The organism is Sorangium sp. So ce185, assembly GCF_051526825.1.
GTDB classification, from domain to species: domain Bacteria; phylum Myxococcota_A; class Polyangia; order Polyangiales; family Polyangiaceae; genus Sorangium; species Sorangium cellulosum_D.
The window spans coordinates 7585856-7610095 of sequence record NZ_CP150316.1 but is presented as its reverse complement, the minus strand read 5'-3'; the positions used below and the strand labels follow the sequence as shown (position 1 = coordinate 7610095).

At 76.0% G+C, this 24240-nt stretch carries 15 protein-coding genes; 9 read left to right on the top strand and 6 right to left on the bottom strand.

Annotated elements, in window-relative coordinates; all coding sequences use genetic code 11:
- Positions 1-84: 84 nt before the first annotated feature.
- Entirely contained in the window at positions 85-1713 is a 1629-nt protein-coding gene (locus WMF26_RS27680) for a serine/threonine-protein kinase (RefSeq protein WP_437995113.1), read from the bottom strand.
- A 171-nt stretch (positions 1714-1884) separates the two neighbouring features.
- Here WMF26_RS27680 and WMF26_RS27675 point away from each other — a divergent pair, with 171 nt between their 5' ends.
- From WMF26_RS27675 to WMF26_RS27660, 4 genes are all read left to right on the top strand, one after another.
- Entirely contained in the window at positions 1885-4521 is a 2637-nt protein-coding gene (locus tag WMF26_RS27675; protein WP_437995112.1) for a protein kinase domain-containing protein, read from the top strand.
- Between the two features lie 153 nt (positions 4522-4674).
- Complete coding sequence (locus WMF26_RS27670; RefSeq protein WP_437995111.1) at positions 4675-5781, top strand: serine/threonine-protein kinase; 1107 nt, start codon at positions 4675-4677, stop codon at positions 5779-5781.
- Between the two features lie 53 nt (positions 5782-5834).
- Positions 5835-6956 carry a hypothetical protein gene (locus WMF26_RS27665; protein WP_437995110.1) on the top strand — a complete coding sequence of 374 codons (1122 nt, stop codon included), beginning with the start codon at positions 5835-5837 and terminating at the stop codon, positions 6954-6956.
- Positions 6957-7127: 171 nt separating this feature from the next.
- On the top strand, positions 7128-8561 hold the full coding sequence (locus WMF26_RS27660; protein WP_437995109.1) for a sigma 54-interacting transcriptional regulator: 1434 nt from the start codon (positions 7128-7130) through the stop codon (positions 8559-8561).
- Positions 8562-8566: 5 nt separating this feature from the next.
- Here the strand turns inward: WMF26_RS27660 and WMF26_RS27655 are convergent, their stop codons facing one another.
- On the bottom strand, positions 8567-10291 hold the full coding sequence (locus WMF26_RS27655; protein WP_437995108.1) for a hypothetical protein: 1725 nt from the start codon (positions 10289-10291) through the stop codon (positions 8567-8569).
- 44 nt (positions 10292-10335) lie between these two features.
- Positions 10336-14364 carry a protein kinase domain-containing protein gene (locus WMF26_RS27650; RefSeq protein ID WP_437995107.1) on the bottom strand — a complete coding sequence of 1343 codons (4029 nt, stop codon included), beginning with the start codon at positions 14362-14364 and terminating at the stop codon, positions 10336-10338.
- 29 nt (positions 14365-14393) lie between these two features.
- Here WMF26_RS27650 and WMF26_RS27645 point away from each other — a divergent pair, with 29 nt between their 5' ends.
- From WMF26_RS27645 to WMF26_RS27635, 3 genes are all read left to right on the top strand, one after another.
- Positions 14394-15815 carry a serine/threonine-protein kinase gene (locus WMF26_RS27645; protein WP_437995106.1) on the top strand — a complete coding sequence of 474 codons (1422 nt, stop codon included), beginning with the start codon at positions 14394-14396 and terminating at the stop codon, positions 15813-15815.
- 455 nt (positions 15816-16270) lie between these two features.
- The gene (locus WMF26_RS27640; protein ID WP_437995105.1) at positions 16271-16948 is read left to right on the top strand and encodes a hypothetical protein; all 678 of its coding nucleotides are present in this window, start codon (positions 16271-16273) and stop codon (positions 16946-16948) included.
- A 171-nt stretch (positions 16949-17119) separates the two neighbouring features.
- Positions 17120-17785, top strand: coding sequence for a hypothetical protein (locus WMF26_RS27635; RefSeq protein WP_437995104.1), 666 nt, complete (start codon positions 17120-17122; stop codon positions 17783-17785).
- A 38-nt stretch (positions 17786-17823) separates the two neighbouring features.
- Here the strand turns inward: WMF26_RS27635 and WMF26_RS27630 are convergent, their stop codons facing one another.
- Both WMF26_RS27630 and WMF26_RS27625 read right to left on the bottom strand, forming a co-directional pair.
- A complete protein-coding gene (locus tag WMF26_RS27630; RefSeq protein WP_437995103.1) occupies positions 17824-18867 on the bottom strand; it encodes a serine/threonine-protein kinase in 1044 nt (347 codons plus the stop codon).
- 458 nt (positions 18868-19325) lie between these two features.
- Positions 19326-20360 carry a LysR substrate-binding domain-containing protein gene (locus tag WMF26_RS27625; RefSeq protein WP_437995102.1) on the bottom strand — a complete coding sequence of 345 codons (1035 nt, stop codon included), beginning with the start codon at positions 20358-20360 and terminating at the stop codon, positions 19326-19328.
- A gap of 124 nt (positions 20361-20484) precedes the next feature.
- Between WMF26_RS27625 and WMF26_RS27620 the strand changes: the two genes are divergently transcribed.
- Positions 20485-21681 carry an FAD-dependent oxidoreductase gene (locus tag WMF26_RS27620; protein ID WP_437995101.1) on the top strand — a complete coding sequence of 399 codons (1197 nt, stop codon included), beginning with the start codon at positions 20485-20487 and terminating at the stop codon, positions 21679-21681.
- Positions 21682-21920: 239 nt separating this feature from the next.
- Here the strand turns inward: WMF26_RS27620 and WMF26_RS27615 are convergent, their stop codons facing one another.
- The gene (locus tag WMF26_RS27615; RefSeq protein WP_437995100.1) at positions 21921-22637 is read right to left on the bottom strand and encodes a hypothetical protein; all 717 of its coding nucleotides are present in this window, start codon (positions 22635-22637) and stop codon (positions 21921-21923) included.
- Between the two features lie 480 nt (positions 22638-23117).
- Here WMF26_RS27615 and WMF26_RS27610 point away from each other — a divergent pair, with 480 nt between their 5' ends.
- The gene (locus WMF26_RS27610) at positions 23118-24200 is read left to right on the top strand and encodes an NADH:flavin oxidoreductase/NADH oxidase (RefSeq protein WP_437995099.1); all 1083 of its coding nucleotides are present in this window, start codon (positions 23118-23120) and stop codon (positions 24198-24200) included.
- The last annotated feature ends 40 nt before the right edge of the window (positions 24201-24240 follow it).

Sequence of the window (24240 nt, the reverse complement as noted above, 5' to 3'; positions counted from 1 at the left end):
GGCCTCGTCCGGCCGGTCCGGCCGCACGCGCCGGCGATCGTGGAACGCCTGGGGCGGCTGGAGCGCGGTAGCGCGGAGGTCGCCTCAGAAGCCGATCGTGTCCTCGAGCGGCGCGGGCGGCGGCTTCGTCGCCGCCGGGCGGCCCGTGGTCGCGGCCCGGCCGCGGCCGTCCGCGGCGCCGCGCGGCGCTGCGGTCGCGCCCGGCTTCCCGGCCGCGCTCGCGCCGGTCCGGGGTCCTGCCGCGCCCGGCTGGGACGACTCGGCGCCCGCCGCGCCCGGCTGGGCCGCCTGAGCGCCCGCCACGGCCGGCTGAGCGCCCGCCGCGGCCGGCTGGGCCGCCTGAGCGCCCGCCGCGGCCTCGGCCGTGTCCGCCTTCGCGGGCTCGACCGCGGCCTCCGCCGCGGGGTCCGCCGGCGCGATCTGCCCCGGCGCCACGGCGCCCCCCTGCGCAGCGGGCCCAGCCGGCTGCGCTGCGCCCGACGCCGCCTGCCGGGGCGCCGGGTCGGCCGAGGGCGAAGGCTCCTCCACGCTGGACGACGGCCTCGCCACCAGGAACACGACCACCGACAGGGCCGCCCCCGCGGCGAGCGCCCCCGCCAGGATGGCCGGCGCCCATTTGCGGGGCCCGTCCATCCCCGAGGTCGCCATGCCGGCGAGCGTCCGCCCCGGCGTGCCCGTGCTCGACAGCCGCGCGCCCGGCGCCGACGACGGCGTGCCGGTCGTCGAGAGCCGCGCGCCCGGCGGAGGCGGCACCGGCGCCGGCGCCCCGAACAGCACCGGCTGCGACCCGCTCCCGGGCGCGCCCCCGTGGCTCGCCCGGTCCCCGCTGGACGACGGCTCGCTCGTGAACGGCGTGCGCGCGAGGCCGAGGACCGCGTGCTCCAGCGCCTCCGCCATCTGCCGCGCCGACGCGAAGCGCGCCGCCGGATCGAGCGCCAGCGCCCGCTTCATCCAGGCGTCGATCGCCGGCGAGAGCTCCGGCCGGATCGCGCTCGGCGGCGTGAAGATCCCGGTGTGGAGCACGACCGACAGCGCGCCCAGCGTCTCGCCCCGGAACGGCACCTGCCCGGTGAGCGCGTGGTAGGCGACCACCGCAAGACCCCAGAGATCCGCGCGGAAATCGACGTGCTTCGCGCTGAGCAGCTGCTCGGGGCTCATGTAGAGCGGCGTGCCGAGCATGCTCCCGGTCGACGTCATGCCGAGATCGCCGTGCGGCGCGCCCTGGACCCGCTTCGCCACCCCGAAATCGACCACCTTCACGAACAGCTCGCCCTCGACGTCGAGCAGGAAGATGTTGTCCGGCTTGACGTCGCGGTGGACGATCCCGAGCTGGTGCGCCCGCCCGAGCGCCTTCGCCGTCTGCGCCACGATCGCCGCGACCTCGACCGGCGGCAGCGCGCCCAGCCGCTGCATGCGGCTCTTCAGGTCCTCCCCCTCGAGCAGCTCCATCACGATGTACGGCACGCCGTCCGGCGTGACCCCGTGATCGAAGACCTGCGCGACGTGCGGGCTCTTGATCTGCGCGGCCGCCATCGCCTCCCGCCGGAAGCGCTCGACGAAGCCGCTCTGGTCCGCGTAGGCCGGCGACATGAACTTCACCGCCACCTGCGTCCCGAGCGCGAGGTGATCGGCCACCCACACGCTCCCCATCGCCCCCTTGCCGAGCTCCCGCGCCAGCCTGAGCGTGCTCGTCACCTGCTGTCCGGGGTTCATCGGGGGGTGCCTCTCCAATCCGCCGAGCCGCCGACCCGAGAAGGCGTCCTGTGCGCGAAGCGCGGTCCTCCGGGCGTCTACGCGCACAGCGTACAACAAACACCCCGAACCGTCACCACCGAGCGCGTAGGCCGCGGACGTGGCAGGTGCTCTCGGATAAGCTCTCGCCATATGCGCGAGGGCACGCTGGTCGCAGGCCGGTTCGAGGTGCACCGCCTTGCCGGCGCCGGCGGGATGGGCACGGTCTACCGGGCGACCGACCAGCTCACCGGCCGGGCCGTGGCGCTCAAGGTCGCGCCCCCGGAGCTCGCGGCCCGCTTCCGGCGCGAGGCGCGCCTGCTCGAGGCCGTGCAGCACCCGCTCATCGTCCAGCACATCGCCCACGGCACGAGCGACGACGGCGCCCTGTGGCTCGCGATGGAGTGGCTCGACGGCATAACGCTCGACGCGCGCCTCGGCGAGGGGCCGCTCCCCGTCGCCGACGCGCTGCTCGTCGCCCACCAGATCGCCGACGCGCTCGCCGCCGTGCACGCGCTCGGGATCACCCACCGCGACCTCAAGCCGAGCAACGTGCTCCTCCGCGACGGCAGGGTCGACGGCGTGGTCCTGCTCGACTTCGGCGTCGCGCGGGCGGCGGCGTCGACCACCCTCGTCACGGAGGCCAGCTCGCTCGTCGGCTCGCTCGGCTACGTCGCGCCCGAGCAGGCGCGCGGCGACGCCGAGGTCGACGCGCGCGCCGACGTCTTCGCGCTCGGGGTGCTGCTCTTCGAGAGCCTCGCCGGGCAGCGCCCCTTCGCGGCCGACGACCCGCTCGCCGAGATGTGCCGCATCCTCCTCGAGGAGGCGCCGCGCCTCGCCGATCGGCGCCCCGACGTGCCGCCGGCCATCGACGAGCTCGTCGCGCGCCTCCTGGCGAAGGACCCGTCCGCCCGCCCCGCGGACGGCCGCGCGGCCGCGGCCGCGCTCGCGGAGACGCGCGCCCTCCTCGCGCACGCGCCCGGCGAGGGCGGGGACGGCGCGCCGGCGTCGGTCACGGGCGACGAGCGGCGGCTCATCAGCGTCGTCCTCGTCGACCTGGGCGCCGCGGACCCCGAGCCGGCGAGCGATCGAGGCGTCGAGCGCGTCGTCGCGGACGTCGCCGAGGCGTTCGGCGGCGATCGGGTGCGGCTCGCGGGCGGCACGCGGATGGTGCTCCTGTCCTCGCAGACCGACGAGGCGTTCACCGGCCGCGGCGGCTCGGGCACGATGGTCGCCTTCGACCTCGCGGCGCGCGCCGCGCAGTGCGCCCTCGCGATGAAGGCGCGCCTGCCCGGGCGCCCGGTCGCGCTCGCCACCGGCCGGGCGCAGGTGGGCGAGCGCCTGCCCGCGGGCGACGTGATCGATCGCGCGGTCGCCCGGCTGCGCGAGGCCGGGGCCGACGTGCGCATCGACGAGGTCACGGCGGGGCTCGCGGCCCCGCGCTTCGAGGTGATCGGCGATGGCCCCTCGTTCCTGCTGAAGGGCGAGCGCGACGGCACGGAGCCGGAGCGCACGCTCCTCGGGCGCGTCACCGCGTTCGTCGGGCGCGACCGCGAGCTCGCGATGCTGCGCGGCCTGTACGAGCAGAGCGCCGACGAGCCCGTGGCGCGCGCCGCGCTGGTGCTCGGCGAGGCGGGCATCGGCAAGACGCGCCTGCGCTGCGAGCTCGTCCGCGCGGTGCGCGAGGCCGACGCGCGCGCCTCGGTCTACGTGGCCCGCGGCGACCCGATCTGCGCGGGGGCGCCGTTCGGCATGCTGGGCGAGATCGTCCTCGCCGCCGCGGGGTGCCTCCCCGGCGAGGCGATCGACGCGCGGCGCGGCAAGATCCGCGAGCACGTGGCGCGCGCCGTGCCGGCCGCGGAGGCGCGGCGCATCGCGTTCTTCCTCGGCGAGATCGCGGGCACGCCGTTCGACGATCCGGATCCCGAGCTCGACGGCGCGCGGGGGGACGCGGTCTTCCTGGGCGAGCAGGCGCGCCGCGCCGTGCTCGACTGGCTCGCCGCGCGGTGCGCCGAGGGGCCGGTGGTGGCGGTGCTCGAGGACATGCACTGGAGCGATCACGCCTCGGTGTCGGTGCTGGACGAGGCGCTCCTCTCGCTCGCGGATCGCCCGCTGCTCGTGCTCGGCTTCGCGCGCCACAGCGTGATGGAGACGTTCCCCGGGCTGTGGGCGGCGCGCGGCGTGCAGCACATCAAGCTCGGCGCGCTGAGCCCGCGCGCGGCCGAGCGGCTCGTCCGCAGCGTGTTCGGCGACGAGCTCGCGCCGTCCGAGGTGGCGCGGCTGGTCGAGCACGCGGACGGCCACCCGTTCTTCCTCGAGGAGCTGATGCGCGCGCGGGCCGAGGGCCGGAGCGACCTGCCGCCCACGGTGGTGGCGCTGATGCACACGCGGATCGAGGCGCTGCCGGCCGAGGCGAGGCGCACGCTGCGCGCGGCGAGCCTGTTCGGCGGGAGCTTCTGGCCCGACGGGGTGCGGCAGCTGCTCGGCGCCGGCACGTCGGCCGAGGCGCTCGATCGCTGGTTGAAGGGCCTGCTCTCGGAGGAGCTCGTCGCCCGGCGGGGCGTGTCGCGCTACCCGGGGCACGAGGAGCTCACGTTCCGCCACGCCCTCGTGCGCGACGCCGCCTACGGGATGCTCACCGACGGCGATCGCGCCGCCGGCCACCGCGCGGCCGCGCGGTGGCTGCGCTCGGTGGGCGAGACCGACGAGCGGGTCCTTGCCGAGCACGTCGAGCTGGGCGGCGAGCCCGAGCGCGAAGCCGGCGAGGCGCTCGCCCGCGGCCCGGCGTGAGGGCGGCAGGGAAGCAGGGAACCAGAGACGCAGAGAAGCAGAGAAAAACGCGCAACGCGCGACAAGGCATCACGCGACGGCGGCGCGTAACGTAAAATGGCCGGGTTGATGGATTTCCATTGACGTGATACCTGGCCGTCCAGAGTATCGAGCATGGAGTCGTCTGGTCTGGGCACTGTCGGTCCCTACGAGCTGCTGCTGCAGCTGGCCGTGGGCGGCATGGCCGAGGTCTTCATCGCCCGTCGCGCCCGCGCGGCGGGCCCGGGCGGCGAGGGACCGGGCGGCGCGGCTGCCCCGCGCGAGCCGCTCGTCGCGGTGAAGCGAATCCGCGCCGATCTGCGGTCCGAATCGGGGTACGCGGCGATGCTCTTCGACGAGGCGGGCATCGCGTCGCGCATCGCGAGCCCGAATTTCGTGCCGATCCTCGATTGCGGTCTCGACGAGGGGGGCGCGCCCTACATCGTGATGGAGCTCGTGGTGGGGGTGACCCTGAAGCACCTCACGCGGCCGCCGGAGATGATCGAGATCGGCGACGCGCTCGAGCTCATCGCGCAGGCGGCCGAAGGGCTGCACGCGGCGCACGAGGCGCGCGACAGCTCGGGGGAGCTGCTCCAGGTGATCCACCGGGACATCTCGCCGTCGAACGTCCTCGTCGGCGTGGACGGGCGGGCGTCCATCTGCGATCTCGGGCTCGCGTACGCCCTGCGCCGCACGACGCGGACGAAGACCGGGACGGTGAAGGGGAAGCTGAGCTACCTCTCGCCCGAGCAGGCGCACGCGCGGCCGCTGGATCGGCGCTCGGACGTGTTCTCCCTCGGGGTCGTGGCGTGGGAGGTGCTGGCGGGCAGGCGGCTGTTCATCGGCAGCAGCATGCTGTCGATCCTGCACGCCGTGCTGGAGCGCGAGGTGCCGCCGCTCTCGAGCGAGCGCGAGGGCGTGGGGCCGGCGGTCACGGCCGCCGTGGCGCGGGCGGTCGAGCGCGATCGCGACGCGCGCTGGCCGACCGCGGCGGATTTCGCGCGGGCGCTGCGCGAGGCGGCCGAGCGCGAGGGGCACGCGGCGTCGCGCGCGGCGATCGGCGCGCAGGTCGCCGAGATCCTCCCGGAGCCGCTGCGGCCGCTGCCGCCGTACTACGGGCCGGGCGGGCCGGTCGTCCCGCCGGAGATCGTCGCCACGCTGCGCTCGATGCACGAGGCGGGGGTGGTCGGCGAGGGGGACCCCAGCGGCCTCCTGATGCCGCGGGGGCGCTCGCGCGGCTGAGCGACGCGCACGCAGGGGGCGCGCGCCCGCCCGGGAGGATAGGATGTCCGGGGATGGAGCCCGTCTTCTTCCTGATGATCATCTCGGGAATCGCGGGGCTCGCGAGGTGCTTCGCGGGGGCGCGAGGGGAGGCGAGGCGGGCAGCCGAGGTCCGCTGGCGGCTCGCCCGGCCCATCTGGCAGCGCGCCGCGGCCCTCGTCGGGGGGCAGTTCAGGTCGGGCCCGAGCCAGTCGGGCGACCCGCGGATGCAGATCTCCGTCGTGCTCGAGAACGTCGCGCTGCTCGTCGACCACGACGTCGATCACGACGACGTGCTCGCCGTGCGGTACCGCACGCGCATCACGAGCACCGCGCGGAACCCGTCGGGCCTCAGGCTCCGCGTCAACGAGCAGCGGCTCGGCGGCGCAAGCGGCGGGGCCTTCCGGGCGAGGCGCGTGGACGTGGGCGATCGGGCAGAGGACGGCGCCTTCGTCGTGAAGGCGAGCAGCGCGACGCTCGCGCGCTGGTGGCTCACCCCGGAGCTGCGCGCGGCGCTCCGCGCGGCCACGGACTACCAGGTCACGCTCGAGTCGCACCGGCTCACCGCCGTCCGCGCCGGGCTGGAGGACGACGCCGAGAAGCTCGCGAGCGCCATCCGCGCCGCCGCGCTCCTCGCCGGCCGCGGGCGGGCGCTGACGAAGGAGCTGCGAGCGCTGGCGCACGAGCTCGGCGGGCGCCTCTCGCCCGGCGCCGGCTCCATCTCGTCCGAGGGCGAGGTGACCATCGAGCTCGAGCACCGCGGCCGGCGCGTGACCGTCGAGTTCGGGCGGGACGGGAAGAAGGGCCCGTTCGGCACCCAGGTGCGCGCCGCCCGCGCCGCGTCCCCCTCGGAGCTGTTCGCCGCGAGGCGCCGGGCCAGGCGCGCCGCGGCGAAGGGGGCGCCACGCCCGCGCGGCGACGAGCCCTTTTCCATCGCTTACGAGGTGCAGGCCGAGGCGCCGGACCGGCTGGCGCGGCGCCTCGGCGACGAGCTGCAGCGCGAGATCGTCGCGCTGCGCCCGGCGGCGATCCTGGGCGACGAGGCCGCCGTCGCGGTGGTGTTCGGCGAGCTCGAGACGGGGCGCGACCGGATCGAGCGCGCCATCGCCATCGTCGCCGCGCTCGCGGCGCCCGGCCCGCACGGGCCCTACCGATGATCGCGCCGAGCCGCCGTGTCGCTGCGAGGCCGGCATGACGGCGCGCGGCGGCGGCGATCACGTCGTCGGCCGCCGCCGGCCGGGGCGTGGTAGATCGTGGGCCTGCAGCATGCAGGCTCACGTCGAACTCCCGGCGCCTCCTCCGGCCGCGCCCTCCCCGGGGCAGGCCGCATGAGCGCGGCGCGCGACGAGCCGACCACGCTGGTCCGCACCCAGCGGCGCGCCGGCTCGGGCGCCGAGCCGCGGCCGTTCCTGTTCCTCGTCTTGCAGTGCCAGCGGCCGCTGGACGCGCCCGCGCGGCTCCCGCTCGACGGGGTCGACGAGGTGCGGTTCGGGCGGGGCCCGGTGCGCTCGATCGACCGGCGGACCGAGGGGGAGCGGGCGCTGCTCGACGTGCGCCTCGAGGACGGCTGGGTGTCGTCGCGGCACGCGCGGATCACGCGCGAGGGCGGCCGGCTGCGCCTGGAGGATCTCGGCTCGACGAACGGCACCTTCGTGAACGGCGTGCCGCAGCGGAGCGCGCTCCTCTCCGAAGGGGACCTGATCGAGCTCGGGCATACGTTCTTTCTGTTCCGCGAGGTCGCCGCGCCTGGCGAGGCGCTCTGCGAGGCGGCGTCGGCGCCGGATCAGCCGTTCGGGCTCGCGACCTTCGCGCCCGCGCTGGCCGAGCGCTTCGCCGCGCTCCGGGCCGTCGCGCCGGCGAACATCCCGGTCGTCCTGCAGGGCGAGAGCGGCACCGGCAAGGAGGTCGTCTCGCGCGCCATCCACGCGCTCTCGGGCCGGCCCGGCCCGTTCGTCGCCATCAACTGCGGCGCGCTGCCCGCGAGCCTCATCGAGTCCGAGCTGTTCGGCCACAAGAAGGGCGCCTTCTCGGGCGCGGCCGAGGACCGGCCGGGCCTCATCCGCGCCGCGGACAGGGGCACGCTCTTCCTCGACGAGATCGGCGACCTGCCCGCGGCGTCGCAGACCGCGTTCCTGCGCGTGCTCCAGGAGTCGGAGGTCGTCGCCGTCGGCGCGACGCGCCCGGTGAAGGTCGACCTGCGCGTGGTCGTGGCCACGCACCGCGACCTCCCGGCGATGGTGGAGCGCGGCGATTTCCGCGGCGATCTCTTCGCGCGCCTGTCGGGCTTCGTGCTCGAGCTGCCGCCCCTGCGAAAGCGCCGGGAGGACCTCGGCCTGCTGATCGCCGCCCTGCTCCGCCGCGCCGCCCCGGACCGGGCCGGGGAGATCTCCCTGAGCTGCGAGGCGGCGCGCGTGCTCCTCCTGCGCGAGTGGCGGCTCAACGTCCGGGAGCTGGAGAAGTGCCTGGCGACCGCGATCGTGCTCGCGGGCAGCGGCAGGGTGGAGCTCGGTCACCTGCCGCCGCCCGTCGTCGTCTCGCGCAGCAGCCTCCCGCCCGAGGTCTCGAGGCCCGAGGCCCCGCCGAGCGAGCGGCCGCGGCCCGCCCCGGAGGACGGGGCGCGGCGCGAGGCGCTGATCCGCCTCCTCCGCGAGCACCGGGGCAACATCAGCGCGGTGGCGAGGGCGATGGGCAAGGGGCGGACGCAGATCCACCGCTGGATCGCGCGCTACGGCATCGAGCCCGCGGACTACCGGGACGGCTGAGCGCTTTACGGGGCGTCCTCCGGGCCAGGACAGAGCGGCGCGTCGACGTACAGCGCGCCGGAGACCATCCGCGCAAACGGGGATGCGCGGATGACGTCCGACGGGTGGTTGAGATAGACCGTGATCGGATGGCGCCAGATGGCCCCGAGGACGCCCTTGCACTGCTGGAAATCGCCGTCGCCCTCCACGCGCCCCCCGTCGGCGACGGAGCACTGGTCGAGCGGCGGACAGTCGGTGAAGGAATGCGCATCGCCGCAGGCGCCGACCGAGGTCGCGACGCAGTCCTTGTCCTCCCCGGCGCCGGCGCAGAGGCGGGCCTCCACGTAGGCAGCTTGCTCGGTCCAGTATTCGCCCGTGCAGGCGAAGGCGTGTCGAAAGATGGACTCCCCGGAGCCAGGAGCGCCATGGAACTCGCCGTCTTCCGTCACCTCGTTCATGCCTTCCTCGAGCCGGTGATGGAGCGGTTTGTTCCCCCAGAAGCTCCCGTAGAACGCGCCCTCGCGCCAGCGGAAGACGCGCGCCTCCGGCGCGGGGTACTCCGCGGGCTTGAACGACGCCTCGATGATGGAGATGGCGCCGGGCGGCGGCGGTGGCATCGGCTGCACGTGGCTCGTGACGCTGAAGCGCTTGTGCTTCTGGAGCGCCGGGCCCAGGACCTTCCCCAGCCCCGGGGCGCCGCCGCCGCCGCTCGTCCGCGGGCCGTTCATGACGCTGAAATGGCCGCTGACAGGGCAGCGGAAATGGAGCGCCGGCTCGCCGCGGCCGCTGCAGCGCACCTCGCTCGGCTCGATATGATCGGGTGAGCCGCTGTCGCAGCCGCGGATGCCGCTGCAGACGCGGACCACCGTGTCGCCCTGGGGCAGCCCCGCGGCGCTCGACGGGTCGGCCTCGCAGTCGCCCAGGGGCTCGCCGCCGACGCCGATGTACACGTACGAGCCCGGGGTGCAGGTCCCGATGTGCCCGGGCGTCCAGCCGCAATCGCGCGACGCGCCGGAGGTCTCTGTCGTGCACCGCGCGAAGCTCGGGATGGGGTCGCCATCCTCCGTGACGGTCACCACGCGCACGGACGGCGCCGGCGTGAGGAGCTCCGGCCGATCCTCCTGAAACGCCTGGCCTCGCATCGAGAGGGTCACATGGCGGCCCAGGGCGTTCACCCGCGACAGCATGCACGCCGTGAGGAGCTGCCGGCACTTCGCCCCGATCCCGCCCTCGGCCCACTGGGGGCATATCCCGATCTCGCCGGGAAACGTGTATTCCTCGCCGGTCGACGTGTCGGTGTACGAGACGCTCTGTCCCTCCTCCAGGGCGCAGGAGACGAGATAGCGCATCACCTCGCGCGTGGGCTCGTGGCGCAGCTGGAAGCGGAGCTCGGGCTCGCCGCCCTCGTCGGCGTAGCTCTCGGTCGCGAGCGGGACGCTCACCATGACCGGGTTGGCCCGGATGTTCGTGATCAGCGCGTTGCGGGTGAGCGCCGCGGCGGAGAGGCCGTTGCCGTACACGCCCTGCACCGCGTCCACCCACGTCGCCACCAGGCCGCCGGCCGGCCCGGTGGTGGCCGGCCCGGTGGTGGCCGGCCCGGTGTTGGACGACCCGGTGCCGGCCGCCCGCACCGAGACCGGCGGCGCGTCGAAGGAGGCTGCGCCGTCGCCGACGACGCAGCCCGCGCCGGCGCCGGCGATCGAGAGCCCGAGACAGAACACGAACAACCCAGGAGTCCGGTAGATCTTCACGCGGTCAGGTTCCTTTCTGCGCTCGGGCAAGCCGGCCGACCGGTTCACGCGCCGACGTCCGCCCTCAGCGCGAGGAGCGCGCGCTCGAGCTCGTCGAACCGCCGCTCCCAGAACCCCGCCGAGATCGACCGCGCCTCCTCCAGGAACACGCGCGCCTCGCCGGCGGCGCCCGCCCGGAGGGCCGAGAGGACCGCGCCGTGCAACGCCTCGGCGTGCTCATGAAGGATCGCGGTGCGCCGCGCCTCCTCCACGAGCGCGCGCCACGCCGCTGCATCGAACCGACCGGCTGCCCGGTCGTCCAGGGTCTGTTGCACCAGGCATGCCAGCGTTCGGGCACAGGGGGTGAGCTCGGCTTCGGGGAGGCTCGCGCGGGCCTCGGCCAGGTGCCGGGCCGCCTCCTCGTGCTCGCCGCGGGCGAGCTGGATGCGGGCGAGGAGCAGGGCGTCGTCCGGCGAAGGGCGCTGGTTGACGTAGCGCCGCTGGAGGTCGAGGCACCGGCGCGCGAGGGGGAGGGCCTCGTCGAGCGCGCCCATCCAGTAGCGCAGCTCGGACAGGTTCAGCGTGGCCATGCGCTCGAGCTGGGCGTGGCCGAGCTCGCGCGCGAGGCGGACCGCCTCCCGCTGGTCCTCGAGCGCGCGGCCTTCGTCGCGCTGCTTCACCGACATGAAGAGCCGGTTGATGTACGCGGTGCAGAGGTGGAAGACGTCGCCGGCGCGCAGGCAGGCCCGGGTGACGGCCTCGCCGTGGCGCTCGGCCTCGTCGAGGCGGCCGGCCACCGAGAGCGCGCCGACGAGCAAGAGCCGCGCGATGACGTGCGCCTCGTGGTCGCCGAGGGCGAGCGCGCCGCGGGCGGCCCGCTCCAGCTTGGGGATCCCGTCGTCGACGCGCTGGCCGCGGCAGTCCGAGCGGCCGCTCGCGAGCAGGCAGCGCGCGTCGAGGCGCGCGTCCCCGAGGCCCGCGCAGAGCTCCGCCGCGCGCGCCGCCGCCGCCGCCGAGGCGGGGAAGTCCTCGAGCCAGTCGAGCGCGGTCGCCTCCTCGAGCAGGAGCTCGGCCGCGCGGCCGCGGTCGCCGGCGGCCTCGGCGAGCGCCCGGGCGGCGCGCAGATCGGCGAGCGACTCGCCGAAGCGCTGCAGGCGGTAGCGCGCCCGGCCGCGGCCCGCGAGCGCCCGGCCGCGGGTCGCGGCGTCGCCGCCGTCGAAGAGGCGCAGCGCCGCGGTGAAGCGCTGCTCGGCCTCGACGACGTCGTGCCGGGCGAGCGCCTCCTCCGCGAGCGCGGCGTGCGCCGCCGCGGCCGCGGCCGCCTCGCCCGCGGCCGCGGCGTGGCGGGCGATCCGGGCGCGCGACCCCGCGGCGGGCGGCGCGCCGGCGAGGCGCCGGAGGACGGCGGCGTGCAGCGCGCGGCGGCGGGCGGGCGGGATGCGCGCCTCGACGGCCTCGCGCAGGAGCGGGTGCCGGAAGGCGTACCGCGGCGGCGACGCCGGCAGCGCGACGAGCACGCCGGCCCGCGCGAGGCGCGCGAGGCCGACGCCCGGGTCCAGCGCGCCGGCCGGCGGGGGCGCGCCCGGGGCGTCGAGGGCGGCCTCGAGCTCGGCCGGGGAGAGGTCGTCGCCGAGGACCGCCGCGCGCTCGAGCAGGTCCACGAGCGGCGGCGGCAGCGCCGCGATCGCGCGCGCGGCCAGGAGCTCGCCGAGCGGCGCGGCGGAGAGCGAGAGCAGCTCGTCCGGCGCGAGGGTCCAGCCCTCGCCGCCCCGGGCGCGCCGGATCGCGCCGCCGACGCGCAGGGCGCAGGCGACCTCCACGAGATCGCGCGGGACGCCGCGCGAGAGCGCGCGCAGGTGATCGAGCACGGCGCGCGGGACGAACTCCACCGGCCGCAGGCGGTCCTGGAGCACCGCGCCCGCGGCCTCGGCGTCGAGGGGCCCGAGGTCGAGCGCGAGGCGGCGGGCGGCGCGCTCGCCCAGCCCCGGGCGGAGCGACGCGATCGTGGGCCGGGCCGCGAGCACGATCGCGAGGCGCGCCGGGCTGCCCTCCGCGGTGGCCAGCTCGAGCGCGTCGAGCGCGGCCGCGTCCGCGCGGTCGGCGTCGTCGAGCAGCAGCGCGAGCGGCGCGGCGGCGGCGAGGGTGGCCGCGAGCGCCCGGGCCTCGGCGTGGCGGCGCGCGCCCGCCGCCTCCAGCAGGGGCGCGGCCGCGGGATCCCGGCCGTCGAGCCGCCCGAAGGCGAGCCCAACGGCCGGCCACGCGCGGGCGGCCTCCGGCGCGCCCAGGCGGCGGGCGAGCGCCGCGCCGACGGTCGCGTCGAGCGCGCCGCCCTCCGGGAGGCCGAGCGCCGCCCGGAGGAGCGCGGCGAGGGTCGCGCCGCGCTCGGCCGCTTCCGGCCCCGGCGCGGCGGCGGCGTGCACGATCGCGCCGCCCTGGCGGAGCGCGGCCGCGAGCGCGCCGAGGAAGCGGGTCTTGCCGTGCCCCTCCGCGCCGAGCACGGTGACGAGCGCCGGCCCGCCGCCGGCGAGCGCCTCGGTCGCGGCGGCGAGGGCCGCGGCGAGCGCGGCGTCGCGGCCGCGCAGGGCGGTCTCGGCGGGCTCGCCGGGGGGCGCGTCGCTCGGGCCTGCGGGTGGGTCGTGACCGTCGGCGGGCGCGTCGCGCGGGCCCTCCGCGAGCGCGCCCTGCGCTTCGGCCGTGAGCAGCGCCGGCGCCGCGGCGCCCGCGCCCTCCGGGCGGGCCCGATGCGCCTCGGCGCTCCACGCCTCGGCGGCCTCCAGCGCGGCGCCCGCGAGCGTGGTGCCGTGCGTGCCTTCGCGCACCCGGAGCGGCGCCAGGTGGACAACGAGGGGCGGCGTCGCCAGGCCGGCGGCGGCGAGGCGCGCGGCCGCGCGCACCGCCGCGCGCACCCCCTCGCCGGGGTCCGCGGCGGCGGGGAAGGCGAGCACCGTGTGCTCCCCGCGAAAGCGCGCCAGGAGGCCGCCTTCCGCGCGCGCGACGTCGGCGGCGAGCGCGCCGGCGCGCTCGCGCGTGCGCAGGGCGAGCAGCGCCACGGGCCGGCGCTGGCCGGGGGCGGGCGCTTGCGCGCCGGCGCTCTCGTCCGGCGCGCCGGCGCTCTCGGCCAGCGCGCCGGACGGAGCCGCGCGCGCCTCCAGCGCCGCCGCGAGCGCGCGGGCCACGTCGCCCGCGCGGGCCGGGCGGGCCTCGGGGTCTTTTGCCAGGCAGCGGAGGACGGCCTCGTCGGCGGCCGGCGGGAGCCGCGCGAAGGACGAGGGCGGAGCCGGCCGGCGCGCCACGTGGGCCTGCCGCACCTCCGCCGGCTCGCCCACGAACGGCGGCCGGCCGGTGAGCAGCTCGAAGATCACCGCGCCGAGGGCATAGACGTCCGCCCGCGGGCCCACGCCGCCCGCGCCGAGGCACTGCTCCGGCGCCATGTACGTCGCCGTCCCGAGGATCGCGCCGGTGCGCGTCAGGTCCGGGCCGAGCGCGCCCTCCGCGCCCTCGGCGTCGTCCGCGCCGCGCGCCGGCGCCGCGAGGCCGAAGTCGATCAGCGCGACCTCGCCCCCGGGCCGCAGCCACACGTTCTCGGGCTTGAGATCGCGGTGCACGAGGCCCGCGTCGTGCACCGCGTCGAGCGCCGCCGCGATCGCGCGCGCGAGCCGGGCCGCCTCGTCGGGCGGCATCGCGCCCGCGCCCGGCAGGTCCGCGAGGCGCGACGCGAGCGAGCTGCCCGCGAGCCGCTCCAGCGCGAGGAACGGGCGCAGGTCGGCGGCGCGGCCGCGGCCGAGCAGCGCGGGCGCCGCCGGCGGCGCGAGGCGGGCGAGCGCCGCGGCCTCGCGCGCGATCCGGCCGTCGTCCTGCAGCCGCGCCACCTTGAGCGCCACCGCGCGGCCGTCGCCCTCGCGCGTCGCCGCGTAGACGCGCGCGAACCCGCCCTGCCCGAGCATCTGTTCGACGCGGAACCCGGGGACCTGCGGGGGCGGCTCCGGATCGACCGCCTCGGCGGCGGCGCGCGTCGGCGGCCTCGCCAGCGGATGCCCCGGGCACGCGGCGCCGGCCCGCGCGGGGAGGCGGCGATGGCACTCGGGGCAGCGCATGGGGCGCGAGTATACTGGGGTAGGTTGCCGTGCTGACGCCTGCCGAGCTCGCCCTTGAACCCGAAGCGACCGCCGTCATCTCCGGCCGTCCGGAGGAGCTGCAGACGACCGTCGCCGGCGGCGCGCTCCCCGCGGGCGCGGTGGTCGGGGGCTACCTGCTCGACGAGGTGCGCCTCGCGGGCGGCTTCGGCGTCGTGCACCGCGCCTGGCCGATCGGGGGCGGCGCGGCGGTCGCGCTGAAGGTGCTCCATCGGGAGCTGTCGCTCTTGCCGGCGATGCTCCGGCGCTTCCAGCAGGAGGCCGAGGTGCTCGCGCGGCTCAGGCACCCGTCGATCGTCGAGGTCCGCGGCGTCGGCGCGCTCGACGACGGCCGGCCGTACATCGCGATGGAGTGGGTCGACGGCCGGACCCTCGCGGCCGAGCTGCGCGCGCGGGGCGCCCTCTCCCCGGCCGAGGCGGTCGCGCTGCTCGAGGAGGTCTGCGGCGCGCTCGTGGCCGCGCACGCGATCGGCGTCGTGCACCGCGACGTGAAGGCCCAGAACGTCATGCTCCGCCCTGCCGTCGGCGGGGGCGGCGCGCGCGGCGTCAAGCTCGTCGATTTCGGCATCGCCAAGCTCCTCCACCCGGCGCCCGGCGCGCGGGGCGAGCGGAGCAGCAGCGTGATCCTCGGCACGCCGCTCACGATGGCGCCGGAGCAGATCCTCGGCGGCGCGGTGGACGCGCGCACGGACATCTACGCCGTCGGCCTGCTCGCGTACCAGCTCGTGACGGCCGAGCTGCCGTTCCAGGGCGCCGATGCGGTCGAGACCGAGGAGATGCACCTGCGCGCGCCGCCGCCCCGCCCGAGCGAGCGCGCGCCGGTGTCGGCCGCGTTCGACGCCGTGGTGCGCCGCTGCCTCGCGAAGGAGCCGGCGGACCGGTACGCGAGCGTCTCCGAGCTGCTCGCGGCCCTGCGCGGGGCGGTCGCCGCGCCGGGCCTCGGTGGCTCCGCGGCCGCGTCCGGCGGCGTCGACGGGCCGAGCGCCGCGCTGCTCGTCGAGGCCCGGCTGGCCGCGCCGGACGACGCCGGCGACGACGCGCTCGCCGACGTGGAGCGCCTGCTCCAGGCCGCGCGGGCGGCGCTCTTGCGGATCGGGGCGACGCTCGTGGTCGAGAGCGCGGATGCGCTGCTCGCGACGCTGCCCGCGCCGTACGAGCGCGCGCCGGATCGGGCGCTCGGTTGGGTCCTCGAGCTCTGGGCGGCGCTCGGCGCGCGGGCCGGCGCGAGCCCCGAGGTCCTCCCGCGCCTCCTGCTGCACGCGGCCGCGCCGGAGGCGCTGCGCCGCTGGGCGCCGGGGCCGACCGGGGCGGGCGTGTTCGTGACCGACGCGTTCGCCGGGGGGCTCGCCGAGGCGCGCGAGCGCCCGCCCCTTCCGGCCGCGGGCGGCGGGCTGCGCCGGGTATCGCCCTGAGCGGCGTCGCCGTCGCCGTGTGAGCGGCGGCGCGCAGCGCGGCCTCGTCCAGAGCGCCGCGGCCACGCGCGGGAGCCCGCTGTCACATCGTCCCTGCCACAGGGGGTGTGACAGGGGACGGTGTGACAGCGTCGATGTGACAGGGGGACGGCCGGTGTGCGGCGGGCGGGGCGCGTGCGCGGCGCTGTCGCGCCGCAGCACGGCGAGGGGTGCGCGGGGGTCTCGTGCGCGCGTCGCCTCGCAGATCTTCGGCGTCCAGGGCCATCCACGGGGCTCGCGGCGGCTGCCTGACGGCCTTCCGCGGAGACCGCGGCGTCGCGTCCCCGCGCGCTGGCAAGGCGCTTGCGATGGCGCCCCGCCGCGAGGCGCCGCCGCGACCGGGCCATCCTGGCCCGCCGGGCGGCCGGCCGCCTCTGCCTCGACAACACGAACCCTGAGGAGACATCGCCATGCGCATGGTCCGCTTTGCATTCGCGCTTTTTGCCCTGTCCGCTGCCGGCTGCGCCGTCGACGCGGCAGGCCCTGAGCTCGCGCTCGACGCCCCGCCGCTCTCCGAGAGCTGGACCGTCAGCACCTCCGCGTCGGTCGCGGTCTGGGATTCGGGCCTGAACGGCTATCTCTCGAGCTGGATGAACGTTCACTGTAACCTCGATTATGGTGACGGGTACATGCTGACGGGCATCAACGTGAACCAGGAGGACCTCGGCGCGTCCGACAACTTCATCGCCAGGATGGCCGGCGAGTGCTGGGAGTTCGATCTTACGGACTCCACGCTTCCGAAGACCAACGCGTTCGAAGGGAAAGTCATCTTCGAAGCGGATCTCTTCCGCACCGGGGTGTTCCAGCTCGAGGTCCCGGACTACACCTATCCCATCGGTCTGGATCTCCAGGTGAGCGGCAACGGCAACTTCGTGAAGGACGTGCGTATCGCGTACGCTCCCCTGAACGGGAACGATACGGCCCTCGACCTCAACTCGGAGTCGTGGACGAACTGGGCGCTCGGGTACGGCGGGGACAAGCACAGCCTGCGCTGCCCGGAGCAGAGCGTCATGACCGGGCTGGCGCTCCGGTACGACATCGACGCGGGGAAGATCCGGACGCTGAAGATCCACTGCAGAGAGCTGCAGCCCTGAGCGGGCCGGCGGCCGGCGCGTCCGCCGGGGCCTCGGCGTCCGGCGGCGCCGGCTCGGAGCGGGATTCTCTTTTTACGGCCGGATGATGCATCCTCCAGAGAGGCTGCCCGGGGGTGCGCCGAGATCCCGCGGCGGCCTCGGCTGGATGACATCGCTGGAAGACAGGACGACATGACGACCCTCCTGCGCCCCGACGACGCGCTCGAGCGCCTGCGCCGCGCCGGGCTCGCGACCCGGATCGACGCCGCGACCTTCGCGGCCGCCTGCGACGCGGAGCGCGCCGGCGCGCCGCTCGACGCCGAGATCGCGCTCTCGGCCCTTGCGTCGATCTACGGCGCGCGCGGCCCCTCGGAGGCGAGCGCCCCCGACGGCGCGTTCGTGGTGGACGAGCGCGCCGCGTCCGACCCGAAGGTCCTCGCGGCCGTGTGGCTCGCCTTCGAGCGGTGGCTCGAGCGCGCGATCCCCGTCTCGGTCGCGACCAACCTCGACGAGCTCGTCTCGTACGCGGGCGACCTGTGCTTTCTCCGCCGGCACGCGGGCGCCGCGGGGGAGGCGCCCTCTCTCTTCTCCATCGACGGGTGGCGGCCGCGCGACGACACGCCCTTCACGCTCTATGCGCTGCGGCGGGACGGCGAGCCGCTCTATGCGCTCGGCGTGCCGGTCGAGTTCCATGTTCATCCGGACACCGAGGCTGCGGCCGCCGGCATCTTCCGCGTGGACGGCCTCACGGACAGCTACCGCGAGCACGCCCCGGCGTGCGAGGTGTGCCGCGACGCGCTCCGGAGCGCCGCCGCGCGGGGCGTCCTGCCGGACGAGTTCCGGCCGCTCCTCGGCTGAGCCGGCGATCGGCGGCGTGCCGTCAGGGCGGCGCGCCGTCAGGGATCTGCGCCCCGCCGTTCCAGGAGGCGCGCCGTCGCGGCCTGCGCCGCGTGGACCGCCCGCCCGGCGGCGCGGAGGGCCTCCTCCACGCTGCCGCGCGCGCCGGCGGCCCCCGTCGCTTCCCACAGGAGCGCCCCGGCGAGCGCCGCCCCGAGCGCCGCCGCCGCGCCGGCCGCCGCGAGGCGCAGGCGCCGCGGCCGCGCCCGCGACGGCGCCCGCGACGCAGCGCGCGACGTCGCAGGCGCGCCGGCCGCGGCCGCGAAGGCGGCGATCATCGCCTCGACGCTGGGGAACCGCTCCGACGGGGCGATCGCGAACGCCCGCGCGAACCACGCCTCCAGCGCGGGCGGCGCCTCCGGGCACAGCGTGGTCACCGGGGGGCGCGCGCCGACGAGGATGGCGGCGAGCACGGCGGCCAGGTTGCGGCCCGGGAACGGCTGCTGGCCGGTCAGCGCCTCGTGCGCGACGACCGCGAGCGACCACAGGTCGAGCTGCGGGCCCGCCTGCCCGTCGCACGTGTGCTCCGGGCTCAGGTACGCGGGCGTGCCGAGCACCACCCCGTCCGCGGTCCGGCGGCGGAAGTCGGTCGGCCGATCCTGGCCGACCCACTTGGCGATCCCGAAATCGGTGATCTTGGTGCGGAGGTGCCCGTCGCTCCCCTCGACGAGCAGGATGTTCGACGGCTTGATGTCCCGGTGCACGATGCCGAGCCCGTGCGCCACCGACAGCGCCTCTCCGAGCTGCCGCAAGAGCGCCGCGAGCTCGACGGCCGGCACCTTTCCCCGCTCGTCCAGCAGCTGCCGCAGCGACCTGCCGCGCACGTAGTCCATGACGAGGTACGGGCCTGCCGCCGGGTCTTCCCCGGCGTCGTGCACGGCGACGACGCCGCCGGTCTTCTGGCCGAGCCGCGCCGCGACCCGCGCCTCCAGGCGGAACCGCTCGATCGCGTCGAGGTTCCGGCCGCTCCGCGCGACCACGAGGAACTTCAGCGCGACATCGGCGCGCCGGACGCTGTCGTGCGCGCGCCAGACCTCGCCCATGGCGCCGCGCCCGAGCGGGTGCTCGAGCCGGTAACGCCCGCCGACGAGGCGGCCTCGCAGCCGCCCGGCGCGGCGCGAGGAGGCAGGGCGGGAGTCTGCGGGTCGATCAGCGAGCGCTGCCGCGGCGCGCGCGCCGTCTCTTCTCTGGGAATCGGGCTGGGGATCGAACGAGGATGGCTGGAACACGATCGAGCACCTCCGTGCCGCCTCTGTGTCCCAGACACGTCGGTGCTCCTCTCGGGCGACGCGCTGGGGCCAGGGACCGGGGCATGCCCGGAGCGTACCGCGAAGTTGGGACTCAGGGAATGCCGGACAGCGCGCCTCCCGCGGAGCGCCGACTGCCGACTTGCGCTCACAGGGACCTACGATGGCGCTCGACGTCGGTGTCTGCGCTCCGACGAGCGGCCCGGCCCCTGGGAGCCTGCCGTTCATCGAACGGATCCACAGAAGGTGTGAAGTCACGAAGCGGGGTTGACCCGCCTCCCCGTCTTCGCACGTTCCTGCTCGGGCCGGGCGCGGGAGGCTCCCCCCTTGTGCGAGCGCCCGGCCTGGGTGCGCGGGCGCGCGTAGGGAGGCGTGGCTTCGCGCAAGGCGGAGATGACGAGCTCTCGGAAGCAGCGCGCGCCCGCGTCCTCGTGGGTCCTCTCGTGCCAGACGAGCTGGAGCCTCAACGAGAACCCCCGCATCGGCGGCTCGATGATCGCGAGCGGGGCGAGGCGGGCGAGCGCCTCGGCCAGGCGGCGAGGCATCCCGGCGATGAGATCGGTATTCGCGGCGGCGACCGCGGCGGCGGAGAAGCTCGGGACCGTCATGGCGATCTCGCGGCGCAGCCCGTGCGCCGCGAGCTGCTCTCGGGCGGCCCGGTTGCCGATGCCGCCTCGCCCGAGCGCGACGTGGATGTCGATGTGGCGCATCGCATTGAACACCTCGCGCGTCATCGGGCCGCGGGCGCACGGGTGGCCGCGGCGGACCACGAAGACGCTGTCCTGCTCGTAGAGGTCCGCGGCGTGGTGGCCGGGCGGGAGCGGGTGAGCTGGCGCGATCGCCGCGTCGATGTCGCCGCCGGCGAGCCCCCCGGCCGCCTCGAGGTGGTCGACGCTCGCGACGCGGAGGACCGCGCGCGGCATCTCCGCCGCGAACGCCCGCGCGATGGCCGGCAGGCTGCATATCTGATCCAGGTCGGAGCACGCGATCGCGAACGCGCGCGAGGTCGTCTTCGGGTCGAACGCGCGCTCGCCCTCGATCGCGCCGGCGAGCTCGCCGAACGCCGCCCGGAGCCGCGGAATCATCTGCTGCGCGCGGGGCGTCGCGACCAGACCGCGGCCGCTCCGAACGACGAGCGGGTCGCCGAGCTGCGCGCGCAGCCGCGCGAGCGAGTTGCTCACGGCCGACGGTGTGACGTGGAGCCGCCGCGCCGCGCGCGCCGCGCTCCGCTCCTCGAGCACCGCGTGGAGGACGAGCAGCAGGTTGAGATCGAGCGCCGGTAAGTTCACGAATCGTGACGATTAGCATCACGAACCATCACTGGCAATGAATGTCTGTCACACGCATGCTGGCCCGGACATCGAGCCCGCGCGGCGCGACCGGCGGGCAGGTGGAGGTGGCGAGATGACGGAGATGACCAAGCGAGGCGTGCGGCGGGCGATCGTGATCGGCGGAGGCATCGCGGGCCCGGTGCTCGGGATGTTCCTGCGGCGCATCGGCGTGGAGGTGACGATCTTCGAGGCGCGCGAGGCGCCTGCGGAGCAGGAGGGCGCCTTCCTGGGCATCGCTCCGAACGGGATGAACGTGCTCTCGGAGCTCGGCCTCGCGGGCGCGGTGGAGGCGCTCGGCGCGCCGTGCGCGGGCCTCCGGTTCGAGAACGCGCGCGGCCGGCGCGTCGGGGTGATCGATCAGCGGGAGGCGCCGCGCCGCTTCGGCGCGGCGCTCGTCATGATCCGGCGCGGGGCGCTGCACGGCGCGCTCGCGGAGGAGGCGGCCAGGCGCGGCGTCGCGATCCGGTACGGCGCGCGGCTCGAGGACGTGGACGCCTCGGATCCGCGCGAGGTCGTCGCGCGCTTCAGCGGCGGCGGCGAGGCGCGCGGCGACGTGCTCATCGGGTGCGACGGGTTCCGCTCGCGCACGCGGGCGCGGGCGCTGCCCGGCGCGCCCGAGCCGCGCTACACCGGGCTCATCGATTTCGGCGGCTTCGCGCGTTGCCCCGGCGCGCCGATCGAGCCTGGATGGAATGTGATGGTGTTCGGCCGGCGCGCGTTCTTCGGCGCGTTCGCGGCGCCCGGCGGCGAGGTGTGGTGGTTCCACAACAGCGGGGAGCCCGCTCCGGCGCATGGCGACGCCGCTCCGCCGGAGTCGCTCCGCGAGCGCATCCTCGCGCTGCACCAGGGCGATCCGGGCTGGATCGCGGACGTGGTGCGCGCGACCCCGGAGGTCCTCGGGCCGTGGTCGCTGCACGACATCCTGACGATGCCGCGCTGGCACGCCGGCCGGGTTTGCCTGATCGGGGACGCGGCGCACGCGGCGACCCCGCACGCCGGCCAGGGCGCCTCGCTCGCCATGGAGGACGGGATGCTCCTCGCGAGGTGTCTCCGGGACGAGCCCGACCCGGAGCAGGCGTTCGCGGCGTTCGAGCGCCTCCGGCGGCCGCGCGTCGAGGCGATCGTCCGGCAGGCGCGCCGGAACGGCAGCCGCAAGGCCGTCTCCGGGCCGGTGGCGGAGTGGCTCCGCGACCGGGCGCTGCCGCTGTTCCTGCGGATCGGAGCGGCCGCTCAGCAGCGCGCGTACGCGTACCGGATCGACTGGGAGGAGCGGGTCTAGCTCGCTCCGCCACGCAGGCGGTGGTGGCCCAATTGGCTCCGGAGCGATTCACATGAAGGCGGGAAGATCATTGATCTGTTCTTCCTGCCTTCCCGCCTTCATGTTCAAATCCGGCCACCGCCGCTCAGGCAGGCGCCGAGGGCGTCGGCGAGGACATCTGTGCACGGGCAGCGCGGCGAGGCCCTCGACCTTCGTGCCGTGTCAGAGCGGCAGTGGCGCGACCGCGGGCGCGCGTCGGATCAACGCGCCACGCAGATGCCGGCGCAGTCGGCGCTGCCGGTGGCCGTATCGCAGTCGTCGCTCGGGTCGTCGACGCACTCGAGCCCGTCGGGGCAGGGGAAGCCCGCGATGCCGCCGCACATGATGGGCTTCGGCTCGACGCAGACGCCGGCGCAATCCGCGCCGCCGCGCTCGGGGTCGCAGTCGTCGGTCGGGTCGTCGACGCACTCGAGCCCGTCGGGGCAGGGGAGGCCCGCGAAGCCGCCGCACATGGCGGGCTTCGGCTCGACGCAGACGCCGGCGCAGTCGGCGCCGCCGTGCTCGGGGTCGCAGTCGTCGCTCGGGTCGTCGACGCACTCGAGCCCGTCGGGGCAGGGCAGGCCCGCGAAGCCGCCGCACATGGCGGGCTTCGGCTCGACGCAGACGCCGGCGCAGTCGGCGCCGCCGCGCTCGGGGTCGCAGTCGTCGGTCGGGTCGTCGACGCACTCGAGCCCGTCGGGGCAGGGGAAGCCCGCGAAGCCGCCGCACATCACGGGCTTCGGCTCGACGCAGACACCGATGCAGTCAGCGCCGCCGTGCTCCGGGTCGCAGTCGTCGGTCGGGTCGTCGACGCACTCGAGCCCGTCGGGACAGCTGGTCCCGAGGAAGCCGCCGCACTCCTGCTTCGTTTGCGGATCCTGCGACTCCCCGACGTCGCCGTCGCCCTCCGCCTTGCAGCCGACGAGTCCAATCACCATGAGCAAGAAAGCCAATCCTGTGTGGCGCATCAGAACCTCCGCGTCGTGCTTGTTCGATCCCTCATGCGACCGCCGGATCGGCGATCGCGCGGCAGCCTGGCGCGCAGGCGCCGCCAGGGGAGGACACCCCTGACGCCGCCGCCCAGACCACCTTCAGGGCTTCTGTCTCTGCTCCCCGAGGCGCGTCCTTCGGGGAGCGGCGCTCCATCGTCGCGCCTGTCTCCGCCTGTCTCCGCCTAGAGCAGCCTCCGTGCCAGCGAGATTTGGCACAGCGAGCGCGCAAATCGCGGCCTACCGCCGGGGGGACATCGCGGCCGTTCTGTCTCACGGGTGTCTCGAAGTGTCTCACGTGTGCCAACGGTGAGACAGTCGGCTCGCGCGCCGCGCACGGAGGCGACGGCGCCACGGCCGGAGGACGCCTCCGCTTGCGCGCGAGCGTCCGGGCTGCAACGCTGCGCGCCTCTTGCAAGGAGGTCTCCGGTGGTGAGCTTGTTCGAGCCCTTTCGCTTGAAGGACGTCACGCTGCGCAACCGCGTCGTCGTCTCCCCCATGTGCCAGTATTCCTCCGTGAACGGCCATGCGACCGACTGGCACCTTGTGCATCTGGGCTCGATGGCGAGAGGTGGAGTCGGCCTCGCCATCGCCGAAGCCACGGCGGTGTCCCCGGAGGGCCGTATCAGCCCGCGAGACGCCGGGCTGTGGGAAGACGGTCAGATCGAGCCGCTCAGGCGGATCGTCGCGTTCGTCAAGGAGCAGGGCGCGGTGCCGGGCATCCAGCTCGCGCACGCGGGGAGGAAGGCGAGCGCCAACCGGCCGTGGGAGGGCGACGACCACCTCACGAAAGAAGAAGGCGCCTGGGAGACGCTGGCGCCTTCGGCGAAGCCGTTCGGCGCGTACCTCCCCCAGGTGCCCAGGGAGATGTCGAAGGCAGACATCGACCGCGTGAAGGGCGCCTTCGTCGCCGCCGCGCGTCGGGCCCTCGAGGCAGGCTACGAGTGGCTCGAGCTGCACTTCGCGCACGGCTACCTGGCGCACAGCTTCTACTCGCCGCTCTCGAACGCGCGCACCGACGAGTACGGCGGGACGTTCGAGAACCGGATCCGCTTCCTGACCGAGACGTTCGAGGCGGTGCGGAGCGCCTGGCCGGAGCGCCTGCCGCTCACCGTCCGGCTCTCGATCACCGACTGGGTGGACGGCGGGGTCACGATCGAGGAGTCGATCGAGCTGACGAAGCGGCTCAAGGCGTCCGGCCTCGATCTGCTCGACGCGAGCCACGGGTTCGTGGTCCCCGATGTCTCCAAGATCCCCTGGGGCCCCGGCTTCCTGCTCCCGTACGCCGGACGCCTCCGCAAGGAGGCGGGCCTGCCGGTCGCGGCGGGGTGGTTCATCAACGAGCCGGAGCAGGCCGAGGCGGCCCTGAAGGAGGGCCAGGCGGACCTCATCGTGCTGGCCCACGCCCTGCTCGACGACCCGCACTGGACCTACCACGCAGCGAAGAAGCTGGGCGTGGAGCAGCCGAGCCGCGTCCTCCCGCCGCCGTACGGCCACTGGCTCAAGCGCTGAGGGCGCCGGCGCGCCATAACCCCTTGAACCGGGCCCGCGC